Annotated in this window: 14 protein-coding genes and 1 tRNA gene; 10 read left to right on the top strand and 5 right to left on the bottom strand. The window is 63.6% G+C overall.

Going from position 1 to position 12647, the window contains the following annotated elements:
* Positions 1–104: 104 nt before the first annotated feature.
* Positions 105–452 (top strand): DUF952 domain-containing protein, encoded by a 348-nt coding sequence (locus F3H96_RS03445; protein ID WP_149790511.1) that lies wholly within the window; start codon positions 105–107, stop codon positions 450–452.
* Positions 449–1546, top strand: a complete 1098-nt coding sequence (locus F3H96_RS03440) for a quinone-dependent dihydroorotate dehydrogenase (RefSeq protein ID WP_149790510.1) — start codon at positions 449–451, stop codon at positions 1544–1546. The genes F3H96_RS03445 and F3H96_RS03440 overlap by 4 nt, the downstream gene beginning before the upstream one ends.
* 83 nt (positions 1547–1629) lie before the next feature.
* Here the strand turns inward: F3H96_RS03440 and F3H96_RS03435 are convergent, their stop codons facing one another.
* Positions 1630–2148 carry an STM3941 family protein gene (locus F3H96_RS03435; RefSeq protein ID WP_149790509.1) on the bottom strand — a complete coding sequence of 173 codons (519 nt, stop codon included), beginning with the start codon at positions 2146–2148 and terminating at the stop codon, positions 1630–1632.
* A 74-nt stretch (positions 2149–2222) separates the two neighbouring features.
* Entirely contained in the window at positions 2223–3647 is a 1425-nt protein-coding gene (locus F3H96_RS03430; protein WP_188131264.1) for an MATE family efflux transporter, read from the bottom strand.
* Between the two features lie 49 nt (positions 3648–3696).
* Here F3H96_RS03430 and F3H96_RS03425 point away from each other — a divergent pair, with 49 nt between their 5' ends.
* The gene (locus tag F3H96_RS03425) at positions 3697–4599 is read left to right on the top strand and encodes a histone deacetylase (protein WP_149790508.1); all 903 of its coding nucleotides are present in this window, start codon (positions 3697–3699) and stop codon (positions 4597–4599) included.
* Positions 4600–4611: 12 nt separating this feature from the next.
* Here F3H96_RS03425 and F3H96_RS03420 read toward each other — a convergent pair whose 3' ends face one another.
* Positions 4612–4875: a DUF6460 domain-containing protein gene (locus F3H96_RS03420; protein ID WP_042641299.1), complete on the bottom strand. Its 264-nt coding sequence runs from the start codon at positions 4873–4875 to the stop codon at positions 4612–4614.
* A 392-nt stretch (positions 4876–5267) separates the two neighbouring features.
* Between F3H96_RS03420 and F3H96_RS03415 the strand changes: the two genes are divergently transcribed.
* From F3H96_RS03415 to F3H96_RS03390, 6 genes are all read left to right on the top strand, one after another.
* Positions 5268–5882 carry an outer membrane protein gene (locus F3H96_RS03415; RefSeq protein ID WP_149790507.1) on the top strand — a complete coding sequence of 205 codons (615 nt, stop codon included), beginning with the start codon at positions 5268–5270 and terminating at the stop codon, positions 5880–5882.
* A 226-nt stretch (positions 5883–6108) separates the two neighbouring features.
* Entirely contained in the window at positions 6109–6492 is a 384-nt protein-coding gene (locus tag F3H96_RS03410; protein ID WP_188131290.1) for a hypothetical protein, read from the top strand.
* 97 nt (positions 6493–6589) lie between these two features.
* Entirely contained in the window at positions 6590–7264 is a 675-nt protein-coding gene (locus tag F3H96_RS03405; RefSeq protein WP_149790505.1) for a response regulator transcription factor, read from the top strand.
* Positions 7261–8691 carry a HAMP domain-containing sensor histidine kinase gene (locus F3H96_RS03400; protein ID WP_149790504.1) on the top strand — a complete coding sequence of 477 codons (1431 nt, stop codon included), beginning with the start codon at positions 7261–7263 and terminating at the stop codon, positions 8689–8691. Before F3H96_RS03405 ends, F3H96_RS03400 begins: the two co-directional genes overlap by 4 nt.
* 57 nt (positions 8692–8748) lie before the next feature.
* A tRNA-Gly gene (locus F3H96_RS03395) sits at positions 8749–8822 on the top strand.
* 251 nt (positions 8823–9073) lie between these two features.
* A complete protein-coding gene (locus F3H96_RS03390; protein ID WP_149790503.1) occupies positions 9074–9541 on the top strand; it encodes a hypothetical protein in 468 nt (155 codons plus the stop codon).
* Between the two features lie 199 nt (positions 9542–9740).
* On the opposite strand, the gene F3H96_RS03385 is transcribed toward F3H96_RS03390, so the two are convergent.
* Positions 9741–10055 (bottom strand): protamine-2 (modular protein), encoded by a 315-nt coding sequence (locus F3H96_RS03385; RefSeq protein ID WP_149790502.1) that lies wholly within the window; start codon positions 10053–10055, stop codon positions 9741–9743.
* Positions 10056–10162: 107 nt separating this feature from the next.
* Positions 10163–11152, bottom strand: coding sequence for a LysR family transcriptional regulator (locus tag F3H96_RS03380; RefSeq protein ID WP_149790501.1), 990 nt, complete (start codon positions 11150–11152; stop codon positions 10163–10165).
* Between the two features lie 293 nt (positions 11153–11445).
* Between F3H96_RS03380 and chvE the strand changes: the two genes are divergently transcribed.
* Complete coding sequence (gene chvE / locus F3H96_RS03375; RefSeq protein WP_149790500.1) at positions 11446–12516, top strand: multiple monosaccharide ABC transporter substrate-binding protein; 1071 nt, start codon at positions 11446–11448, stop codon at positions 12514–12516.
* Positions 12517–12647: the final 131 nt, after the last annotated feature.

Below are 12647 nucleotides of genomic sequence, written 5' to 3'. Positions count from 1 at the left end.
CTCCATGAGCCAGTGAAGGCGGCCTATCACAGGTTTGCGCCGGAAATGGGGAAGAGTCGAGCTTGAGCCTTCCCCGCACCTTCAGTTCAGACTATAGCGCGACAATGTCTCAGATTATCTACAAGATCGCGCCGGAGGCGTTGTGGCGCGAGGCAGAGAAGAACGGCCGCTTCACCGGCGCGCCGATCGACATCGCCGACGGCTTCATCCATTTCTCGACCGCGGCCCAGGTGCGCGAGACGGCGGCCAGGCATTTCGCCGGCCAGAGAGACCTGCTGCTGATCGCAATCGACGGGAACCGGCTGGGCGACGCGCTGAAATACGAGGTCTCGCGCGGCGGCGCCCTGTTCCCGCATCTCTACGCTGCGCTCAGCCTCGATGCCGTTGTTTGGGCAAAACCGCTGCCGCTCGGCGCCGGCGGCCACGAATTCCCGGCGCTGGAGGGCGAATGAGCGTGCTTGACCGGATCGGCCAGAAACTGCTTTTCTCCTTCGATCCGGAAACTGCGCATGGCCTGTCGATCGCGGCGCTGCGCTGCGGGCTGCCGGTTGGCGCGACGGCGCTACGTGATGCGCGGCTGCCGACGCGTGATGCGCGGCTGAAGGTCAGCCTTTGCGGCCTCGAATTCCCGAACCCACTAGGCATGGCGGCCGGCTACGACAAGAACGCCGAGGTGCCGGACGCGCTGCTTGGGCTTGGCTTCGGCTTCGCCGAGGTCGGCACGATCACGCCGCTGCCGCAATCGGGCAATCCGAAGCCGCGCATCTTCCGGCTGATCGCGGACGAAGCGGTGATCAACAGGCTGGGCTTCAACAATGAAGGCCACGCGGCGGCCGAAAAACGCCTTGCGGCGCGCAAGGGACGGCCGGGTATCGTCGGTGTCAACATCGGCGCCAACAAGGATAGCGCCGACCGCATCGCCGACTATGAGCGCGGCGTCGCCCGCTTCGCGCCTTACGCGAGTTACCTGACGGTCAACATTTCGTCTCCCAACACGCCGGGCCTGCGCAACATGCAGGCGCGCGAGCAGCTCGGCGAGCTGCTGTCGCGGGTGATGGCCGCGCGTGCGGCAGCGGCAGCGCAACCGCCTGTCTTCCTCAAGATCGCGCCGGATCTCGTCGAGGTAGAACTCGAAGACATCGCCGCCGAGGTCGCCGAAAAGGGGATCGACGGCATTATCGTCTCCAACACGACGCTGGCGCGGAGCGGATTGCGGAGCAAAATCGGCACGGGCGAGGCCGGCGGTCTTTCGGGCAAGCCGCTATTCGAACGCTCCACGGCGGTGCTCGCCCGCATGCGCAAGCTGCTTGGGCCGAAGATGGCCATTATCGGTGTCGGCGGTGTCGATTCCGCGGAGGCCGCGCTCGAAAAAATCCGCGCCGGCGCCGATCTCGTCCAGCTCTATACCGGCATGATCTATGCCGGCCCCGCGCTGCCGGGACGCATCGTTGCCGGCATAGCCCAGTTCTTAAACAGAGAGAACCTCAGTTCGATTCAAGAATTGCGCGACAGTCATGTCGATCAATGGCTTGCCAAGCCTTTGTAGGAGGCGACAGTGGCCTGACTAGAAGGGCCTACATCGTCGCGCGATCGGATTTCTCGAAGCTCGGCGATCAGGCCAAAGAACTGTCATTCCGACCGGACCTCGCTTTGCCGGGTCAAGGCCTGAAGCCGGTAGCTATTCAGGATCTCGACCATTTTGTCAGGTGAGTATTGCCATCCACCGGGCAGGCAGTCCTCAGCGCCGAGCCTTCTGTTAACGCGCATGAGCGCGGTTTCCTTCCTGGCACCGGGCTCGAAGTCGTAGCCAACCGACTTGCTGCGGTTGCGCGGCCTCCAAACATGAAAACCTTTGACGTCTCGCCACGCAACTTTCTTCGGCCTGACAAGGAGACCACCATCGAGAATAAATCCATCCCTATCTAGTGCTAAAGTTTGCGGCCTGATAAGCAACGAGATAGCTACCGGCACGCCCAACCCAAAGAAGATTATACCCGTCCAAGTCATCGCCTGCCCGTCATTCGGGTGATGCTTCAGCGTCCCTATCCCGGCCAGAACGAATATCAGGCACCCAAAAAGCAAGAGCAGAGCTTTGCCTCTTGATCCTCTTATAACCCTCGGCTCAATTAATTCGACCGTTTTTCCCATTGCCGCCCCGGTATTTCATTTCTTCGACGGCTGGAAGAGTAGAATATTCCAAAGCTACGATCCACCCGGGCGATTCAAAACGCTGTCCGCACCCTGAGCCTGAGCACCGCAAGCAGGCTCACCCCCCGCACCAGCAGGAAGACGTGCAGCGATGCCCACAGGCCGTTGTTGCCGAAGGCCGGCGCAAGCGTGATCAGCGCTGCGCTGAAGGCGAGGAACGACAATAGCATCATGTTGCGCATGTCGCGCGACCAGGTGGCGCCGATGAAGACGCCGTCCATCTGGAAGGCGAGGACGCCGCTCAACGCGGTGAAGGCGGCCCAGGGCAGATAGGTGTCGGCTACCTCGCGGACGTCGGGAGACGTCGTCACCAATGCCACCAGGCTGGCGCCGGCCGTCAGCAGCGTGAGCGTGGCAATACCGGCGAGGCCAAAGCCCCATATCAGCGTCAACCGAACCGCCTGCCGGAACGGGGCGGGCGCATGCGCGCCGATGGCGCGGCCGGTGAGCTGTTCGGCGGCGGTGGCAAAACCGTCGAGGAAGTAGCCGGCGATGAGGAAGAAGTTCATCAGCACGGCGTTGGCCGCCAGCGTCACCGTGCCGAACTGCGCGCCTTGCCGCGTGAACAGTGCGAAGGCGGCAAGCAGCGAGAAGGAACGGATCATGATGTCGCGGTTGAGCGACAGCATGCGCCGGTAGGCCGGCAGATCGAGGATGCGCCGGCGCGACGGCCGCGCCAGCTTGCGGAAGCGGCTGAGCACGATGGCAAGGCCGAGCAGCATGGCCAGGAATTCGCCGGTAACGGTCGCCCAGGCGACGCCGGCAACGCCCCAGCCGAGCTCCAGGCCGAGCAGGAAGCAGAGCGCGATGTTGATGCCGTTGAGCACCGCTTGCAGCATCAGGCCGAGCCCGCCTTCGCCGCGTCCCAGCACATAGCCCAGTATGGCGTAGTTGATCAGTGAGAAGGGCGCGGCTAGCAGCCTGATGCGGATATAGACCGACATCGCCGCGCTGACGCGCGGCTCGGCGCCCATGAACCATTGGCCGGCTACGGCAAAAAGCGGCGAAAGCGCGGCGAGTATGACGCCTGCGACGACAGCGATCAGCACGGCACGCCACAGCACCGCCTGCTCTTCCAGCGCATCGCCGCGCCCGAAAGCTTGGGCGACGAGGCCGGTGGTGCCGGAGCGGAGAAAATTGAAAGTCGTGAAGACGACGTCGAAGACCAGCGACCCCGCCGCCAGCCCGCCGAGCAGGGCCGCGTCGCCAAACTGGCCGACCACCGCCGTGTCGACGATGCCGAGCAGCGGCGTCGTCAGATAGGCGAGCGTCATCGGCACGGCGATCGCCAGCACCGAACGGTTGGTGACGGTGAAGGACCTGGCGGTGACTTGCGTTACGTCCAAGGGGGTCGCATCCAAGGGGATTGCTGCCTGGCTGATTGCGGCTTGATCGAGGACCCGATGTGCCCCAGTTTGCCGGCGCCACGCAACCACCATCCGCCGAACTTCCAACCGAATCTCAAAGCTGGCGCAGACCGCCCGAGCCATGCCGCTACAGATCGTCCACCATCCCGACTATGACGCCGGCTTCGCCGTCAACCACCGCTTCCCGATGAGCAAGTATCCGCTCCTGATGGAGGCCTTGCGGGTACGCGGGCTGGCTGAACCCAGTGCGCTCTCGATGCCGGAACCGGCACCGGCGGCCTTGCTGAAGCTGGCGCACGCGGCCGATTATGTCGACCAGGTGATCGCCTGCCAGGTGCCGGAGAAAATAGAGCGCGAAATCGGCTTTCGGGTCGGTCCGCGCGTGTCATTGAGGGCACAGCTTGCCACCGCCGGCACCGTACTGGCGGCCAGGCTGGCGCTGAAGCACGGCATTGCCTGCAACGCCGCCGGCGGCAGCCATCATGCCAGGCGCGCGCAAGGCGCCGGCTTCTGCACCTTCAACGATGTCGCCGTCGCCGCGCTGGCGCTGCTTTCAGAAGGCGCCGTCGAAAACGTGCTGGTCGTCGATCTCGACGTGCATCAAGGCGACGGCACGGCCGATATATTGAAGGACGAGCCGCGCGCTTTCACCTTTTCGATGCATGGCGAGCGCAACTATCCGGTGCGCAAGATCACCTCCGGCCTGGATGTGGCATTGCCCGACGGCACCGGCGATGCCGTCTATCTCGAGCGGCTCGGCGCCATCCTGCCGGAACTGTCCGGTCAAAGGCGCTGGGACATCGCCTTCTACAACGCGGGCGTCGATGTCCACGCCGAGGACAGGCTAGGCCGACTGGCGCTGACCGACGCGGGCGTGCGCGCCCGAGACGACCTGGTGATCGGCCATTTCCGCAGCCAGGGCGTGCCGCTATGCGGCGTCATCGGCGGCGGTTACTCGACCGACGTGCCGGCGCTGGCCGCACGCCACGCCATCCTGTTCGAAATGGCGTCGCGATATGCGTGATCCTTGTCCCGGCTATTTCCTGTAGCTGGCGATCCGAAGCAGGATGAACACCGGCACCACGATCGCGGCGCCGAGCAGGATATAGCCCAGGAAACGGTCGATGGCGTGGAAGCCGAGATTCCACAGGTCGACGAAGAACTGACGGATGCCATAGAAGACGTCCATCGGCGACCAGCCGAAGGCATGCATGACGAGGCCGACAAGGAAGGAGACCACGAGCAGCTTCAGGAACACCCTGAGCGGCGTGTCGCCAAGGAAGCGCGTCAGTGCGGACAAAGGCCATTCTCCGGTTCGAGCCGCCGATTCGGCGGCGTGGTAACAGAAATACGCACTCAGATGTCCGTCATCAAGCGGCCTGGCCACCGGCGGACCGGGCCGCGAATGCTTAATTTCGCGTAAACGGAAATGCGGCAAATTCCTGAAAATAAATGAGAAAATCTTTGTTTTCCTGATCCGCGCAATGTGCCCGCAATTTTCGCCTGACAGATAGGACCGGTCTTTCGAGACGTGTCGCAACGCAAGTTCGGACCGCAAGGCAGGTGCCTTGCGGCACGGGATACTGCTGCCCGCGAAAGACAAGCGAACCGGAGCGGTCATCCCAGGAACCGGCTCCATGGGTCAATCCGCGCATGGTGTTGCCCTGCGCATCGGCGTTTGGAGTATGGAACATGTTTTGTCGAACCAAGATTGTCCTTGCGGCGGCTTTTGCCGTCTGTCTCAGCGGCGCGGCGACGGCCGCCGACCTCTCGCCCGCCTATAGCGACCCGCCCGCGTTCCAATGGAGCGGCGCCTATGTCGGTGTGCATGGCGGAACCGCGTTCACCAAGATGCCCAATCCGTTCGCCCGCCGGAACGGCTGGAGCGGCGGCGCGCAGGCCGGCTACAACATCCAGACCGGTCCCGCCGTGTTCGGCGCCGAGCTCGAAGGCTCCTATCTCGGAGGCGCGGAGCACAATGTCGAGGGCGGCAAGATCAAGGAGAAATGGCGCGCCGCCGCCAAGGCCAAGGCCGGCCTCGCCTTCGACCAGACGCTGGTCTTCGGCACAGCCGGCGTCGCCGTGACCACATTCGAGAAGGCCGGCGGCGTGCGCGACGCCGACAGCCGCAAGCTCGGCTATCTGGTGGGGGCCGGCGTCGAGCAGTCCTTCGCGGGCGGCCTCTCCGCCAAGATCGAATATGACTATATCCGCACGCCCGATGTGGAAACGCGATCGGCCTTCGGCAAAGCGAAGACCGATATAGCCAGCCAGGAACTGAAGGCCGGTATCAACTACCTCTTCTAGAGCATCATGCCGGATTCTGGTCCATTCGACCTGAAATCATCCGGCTCTGGCGCCTGGAATGCCGGAGAGCAGTTTTCCGCGGCGGCCCGACCCCCGCCGATCTCCACCGCGGGAAACTGCCTTTCTCCGTCGTCGGCCGGGGCCGCGGAGCCTTCTGCGTAATGTCGAGGCAATTTTCGCGGCGTAGCCCGAACGCACCCTCACGACAGGAAACCAAAACATGCCCATGTCATCCAGCGGCCTCAAATGGATCCCGAAAGCCTTGCTTGCGTCGGTGCTGCTCATGGTATCGGCCTGCGCTTCCGACATCATGAAGAACTATGTCGGGCAGCCGGTCGAGTCCGTCGTCCTCGACTACGGGCCGCCGACCACGATCGTCGAGCTCGGCCGGGGCGAGCGCGCCTATCAGTGGCGCAAGATTTCCACCAATGTCGTGTCCGGCACATCGAGCGGCGAGGTGCACAACACCAAACACGGCACCGAATATGAGGTGACCGAGACACCCGGCTCTGTCGAGCGGCAGGAATGCTTCTACACCTTCTACGCGCGCGCCTCGGGCGGCCGCTGGTTCGTCACCAATTTCCGCAAGCCGAAGCTGGAATGCGAGTAAGGCAATCAAACGGCAGGCTGGCTCTTGCCCAAAGCCGGACAAGGCCCTAGCCCCACTATGCCGCGTGCGGCCGGCATTGCACCGACGGAGACTGGACATGCGTATCCTGCTGATCGAGGACGAGCCGGAAATGGCATCGGTGCTGAAGACGGCGCTGGAGCGGCAGGATTTCGTCGTCGACCGGAGCTCGACGCTGGCCGACGCCGAGATCATGGCGAAGGTCGGAACCCACGATGCGATCGTGCTCGACCGCCGCCTGCCGGATGGCGAGGGCCTCGACCTCATCCCGCGCCTGCGTGCCAGCAATGTCGACACGCCGGTGATCGCGCTGACGGCGATGGCCGGCATCGACGACCGCGTCGGCGGGCTGAATGCCGGCGCCGACGACTATATGGTGAAACCCTTCGCCACCGAGGAGCTGGTGGCGCGGCTGCGCGCTCTGCACCGGCGCCAGTTCACCTTGCGCGCCGACCGCATCGAGGTCGGCCGCCTCACCTACGACTTCCGCGACCGCGAAGCGCTGGTCGACGACAAGGCTCTCGACTTGCCGCGGCGCGAACGCCTGGTGCTGGAAACGCTGATCCGGCGACCGGGCCGGGCGGTCATGCGCCGGACGCTGGAGGAAGCGGTCTATGCGCTTGATGACGAGATCGGTTCCAATGCGCTGGACGCGCATATTTCCAGGCTGCGCCGCAAGATCGAGGATGCCGGCGCCGGCATCGAGATCCGCGCCATCCGCAACATCGGCTACCTGCTCAGGACGTTGCCGTGAGCCGGCGACGGACACGTTCGCTGCAATGGGTGCTGGTGCGGCGGCTGATCCTGCTGCAGGCGGCGATGCTTGCCATCTTCATCGTGCTGTGCGCCGCCGCGCTCTGGATTTCCAATCCGCACTGGCTGGTCGACAATGAGGCGGCCGCCGCGGCGTTGAAGGGGGCAATCGAACGCGACGATGGTGGCGGCCTGGTGGTGCGTGAGACGGAAGAGCTCCGCCGGTTCCGCGAGCGATTCCCGCACCTGTGGTACATCATCCGCGACGGCAACGGCCAAAGCGTTCGCGCCGGCATCGTTCCCGATGTCTATACCAAGACCCTCGGCGATTTGTTGAGCGGAGTGGACCGCGCGACGCTTGAATTCGCCAAGGACGATTCCCGGCCCGAGGCCTATGTCGAAAACGTCGCCACCAAGGCCGGGCCAGTGCAAGTCATCACCTCGACACGGTCATCGCGCGGCGAGACCGACGGGCTCGAGGTCAACATATCGGCGACGATCGACGTCGCTCACAATCCCGACGGCAGCCGCAACTGGGAGCGAGCCCTGCCCGCGCTGGCGCTGATCATCGCCATTTTGCTTCTACCGATCGTCGTCGTCATGGCCATCACCACTCTGGTGACGACGCCCGCCGTGGTGCGCAGGTCTTTCGCCGGGCTCGTCGACGCCGCCGAGCAGGCGGCCCGCATCGACATCAACACGCGCGGCATGCAATTGCCGGTGCAGCGCGTGCCGCAGGAGATCGCGCCGCTGGTCCAGGCCTTCAACCAGACGCTGGCACGCCTGGCCCATGGCTACGACCAGCACAATCGCTTCCTGACCGATGCCGCGCATGAATTGCGCACGCCGATAGCCATCCTGCGCACGCGGGCCGAGCTCTTGACCAAGGAACCGCAGAGCGAACGCCTGCTGCAGGACATCGAGCGGCTGTCGCATCTGGCGCAACAGCTGCTCGACCATCAGATGCTGGAGCGGCCGGCCGACGGGCGCAAGACAATCGACCTGACCGAGCTCGGCCGTCGCGTCGCCGCCGACTTCGCGCCGCTGGCGATCGAGGCCGGCTACGACCTCGGCTTCGAACCGCCGGCAGCCAAAATCCATGTGGAAGTGAACGGCTCGCAGATCGAGCGCGCGCTGGCGAATCTGCTGCGCAACGCCATCGACCACGGCGGCGGTTCCGGCACGATCACTGTCGCGGTCGACGAAAGCGGCATCGAGGTGCGCGACGAAGGTCCGGGCATTCCGCCGGAAGAACGAGAGAATGTGTTCCAGCCCTTCTACCGTCTGCAGCCGCAGTCGCGCGGCGCCGGCCTCGGCCTCAACCTCGCCAGGCAGATCGCCGAGCTGCATGGCGGCACGGTCCGGATCCTGAGCGGCGCGTGGCCAGGTGCCCGCGTGCGCATCGAACTGCCCGCCTTGCCGTCATGACCTGTTCCGCTTTGCCGATTGCCTGAGGCCTCGCCGTCATGGTAACGAGGCTGCCGCGCGGGTATGATGTAATGGTAGCCTGTCAGCTTCCCAAGCTGAACGCGCGGGTTCGATTCCCGCTACCCGCTCCAAGTATCTCGCAAAGGGTCCAAGCCCGATATCGGCATAGTTTCCGTGCGCATTGGAGGCATCCTGCGCGCGTTCCATGCCGCTGTTGCTGACAACTCAACCGATCCGGTGGCAAGGGGCGCCATTCGCGAGATCTGCGCCGCAGCTGGTATTGCTTGCGCGGCAGTGTCGGCCAACCCGTGGACAGGTCGAGAGAAGGAAGGCGGCAAATCGCACGGCTACGCTCTGAATTGGGCCTGGAGGAACATCATTCTTGCGAACCGGCCATCCATGGTCGGCCTTCTGGATCACGATATTTTCCCCACGGCAAAAACAAACCCTTTCCGCATGCTGGATCGAGCTCAGGTTGCCGGACTGGTTAGAACGGCACCGGGTGGCCGCTGGTATCTGTGGCCTGGTTTTGCCTTTCAACTTGGATGGATTGCGGACAGATCGGCTCAACTTCGGCAGGGATTGGCTCGACGGATTTGATACCGGCGGCTTGAACTGGAACCGTCTGTATCGCGACCTCAGCGACCAGGATTTATGCGCGGCCGAATATGAACGGATCACGGTCGCCGCCGGCGTAGCTATGGACGAAGCGCTTTTCGAGCGTATCGACGGTTGGCTTCATGAGAGCCGCTTCACGACCGACATCGACATGGAGCCGGCTCGCCGCCAGCAGTTGCTCGAGCTTAAGCGACGTAGCATCTTGGATACCTTGATGGCTCTGCCCGCATAAGGAGCCGGCATGGAAGGTATTGCCAGCGCCCCTTGTGGAAGCTGAGCCAAAAAACCGAGAAAAATGACGGCGGGATAGACGGCGCCCGATTCGTCGCAGGTTGACCGCCGTCGAGGGGCGAGTCTTGCACCTGTGCAAGACCCGCCCTGCAATTCACCAGGCAGGCGCCTGTGGTGCGTGGTTGCTTTCAGTCTCAGAGTCAGTAGCCGATCCAGACGCGGCGGCGCCAGCAGCGGACATGGCGCCGACCATAGCGCCAGTAGCGGCGGCAGACCCTTCTCCAAACCCACCGGCGGCGAGGACGATAGTACCGACGGCGGTAATAGTACTGAGCCGGCTGCAGCAGATCGGCCTGTTCATCCTCCTGGATGGCTGGATCCGGCTTGTCGAGTTCATCCAGTATCCCATTGCCATTGGGGATACCGGCAACGGCCTTGCTTGGTCCGGCCAGGCTCACAAGTGCCGCTGCCCCCGCAACGCCAAGCATTCCAGTGAGAAATAACCGACGTTCCATCAAAACCTCCTGAGCTGTTGCGCATCGGCACCCCCGTTCCCTCACCTGCAACAGGCTCCAGCGAGCATGCCGATCGGCTTGAACGCGCAGGTAGCATTCCCGTTCCATTACCCCACTTCGCGCAAGATGAAGTCGTGCAACATCTTTGCGGCGGGCGAGAGCACGCGGTTTTTGACCGTGATCAGGCTGTAGGGCCGGACTTCGATGTCGAACTCGGTCTGCACGACATCGATGGCGCCCGCCAGTCCGTCGGCGCCTTGAATGAACTTGGCGACCTGGATCGAGACCGGCGCGATGGCGTCGGACTGCGCCACCATCACCAGGGTAAGAAGCAGCGAGGAGGTGTTGAGGATGCGGTCGGGCAGCGGAATGTCGCGGTTGAGGAAGTTGCTTTCCATCGCCTGGCGCAGCGGCGAGCCGCCGGACTGGAACACCCAGTCGTAACCCGCGGTCTCCTCCAGCCGCACCATCTTGCCACTGGCCAGCGGGTGGCCGCGGCGCACGATCAGGCAGGCTTTCTCGACGCCGATGACGCGCGATTCGAAAAGCCGCGGATTGAGATCTTCGGGAATGCGGGCGATGATGAAATCGTGACGGGAGGCGATCAGTTCGCGGGCAAGCACGTTCGAGGTCTCGACCTGCATGGTGATCTCGATGCGCGGATAGATGCGGCGGATCTCGCGGATCGCCGGCACCGCGAGCTCGATCGCCGGCGCCGTCACCGCGCCGAGGAACACCGAGCCGCCCTTGCCGGCCTTGAGCTCGGAAATCTCGCGATCGGCCTCCCGCATCTCAAGCAGGATCGAGCGGGCGCGCCGGGCGAGCGCCTGGCCGTAAGGGGTCAGCGTCACGCCGCGCGGCAGCCGTTCGCACAACTTCACGTCGAGCACCGCCTCCATCTCGGCGATCATGCGCGAGGCGGCCGGTTGGGAGATGTTCATGACCTGGGCGGCGGCGCTCACCCGTCCGTGATCGTCCAAGGCGGCGATCATGCGCATGTGACGGAGGCTGAGGCCGCTGCGCAGCAACGTCTCGCCGTCTCCCGGCAATTTCTCGTAACTGCCTGAAATCACATCGTGATCACGCAGTGCCGCCATGATCTTAAACCTCTCCGCCGCGTTGATACCGGCTCTTTAAAGCCATACCAGTTTCGATATAGCAACCAGCAAAGATCGCATTTGACAGTTATGTCAAAGGGACCCACCCTTCGTGCGTTCCGAGGCGCAACCGTCGGCAACGAGCAGATTCGTATCGATTTAAACTGCGCCGAGGAACCGATTGGGAGGATACCGGAGATCGATAAAGCCGACAGTGGCGCGCCAGCGCACCTGCTCGGTTGCGCGGCCCGCGAAGCCCCGAGGTGTCGCGTCCATCAACCAGGGAGAGTAATGTGAAGATCATCAAGACGCTGGCCGCTGTCGCGGCCCTTGGCATAGCCGCCATGACCTATTCGGCGCATGCAGCCGACAAGGGTCTCGTCGGCGTGCTGATGCCGACCAAGACCTCGCAGCGCTGGATCAACGACGGCGATGCCGTCAAGTCCCAGCTCGAAGCGCTCGGCTACACGGTCGACCTGCAGTATGCGCAGGACGATATCCCGAACCAGCTCAGCCAGCTGGAAAACGAAATCACCAAGGGCCCGAAGGCGCTGATCATTGCTTCTATCGACGGCACCACCATGGCCGACGCGCTGCAGAAGGCCAACGACGCCGGCGTCGTCGTCGTCGCCTATGACCGCCTGATCAAGAAGACGGGCAATGTCGACTACTACACCACCTTCGACAATTTCGGCGTCGGCGTCATCCAGGCGAACTCGCTGGTCAAGGGCCTCAAGGATCGTTTCCCCAACACCAAGCCGTGGAACGTCGAACTGTTCGGCGGCTCGCCGGACGACAACAACGCCTTCTTCTTCTACAATGGCGCGATGTCGGTCCTGCAGCCGCTGATCGATGACGGCTCGATCAAGATCAAGTCCGGCCAGATGGGCATGGACAAGGTCGGCACGCTGCGCTGGCTCGCCGCCACCGCCCAGGCCCGCATGGACAACCTGCTCTCGGCCAACTACTCGGACGGTAGCCGCGTCGATGGCGTCCTGTCGCCTTATGACGGCCTGTCGCGCGGCATCACCGCCTCGCTGCGCGCCGTCGGCTACGGCACCGACGCACAGCCCTGGCCGATCGTGACCGGCCAGGACGCCGAGACCGCCTCGGTCAAGCTGATCATCTCGGGCGAGCAGTACTCGACCGTGTTCAAGGACACCCGTGACCTGGCCAAGGCGACCGTCGAGCTGGTCGACAAGGTGCTCTCCGGCGGCAAGCCGGACGGCCTCGACACCAAGACCTACAACAACGACGTCAAGGTCGTGCCCTCGATCCTCTTGACGCCGCATGAGGTCGACAAGTCGAACTACCAGAAGCTGGTCGTCGACTCCGGCTACATCAAGGCTGAAGAGCTGAAGTAATCCGGCCTCAAAAGAAGGGGTCCTGCGCGACGCAGGGCCCCTTTTCGTTCACAAGCGACCCCGGTATTGTTTTTTGCCGGCTTCTGCAGCAATGCGCCATCACGGCGCGAGTGACTGCAGCATTTGATTTC

The organism is Mesorhizobium sp. NFR06 (genome assembly GCF_900115245.1).
Taxonomy (GTDB): domain Bacteria; phylum Pseudomonadota; class Alphaproteobacteria; order Rhizobiales; family Rhizobiaceae; genus Mesorhizobium.
The sequence above is the reverse complement of the archived record's forward strand: the minus strand, read 5'-3'. Positions and strand labels throughout refer to the sequence as shown.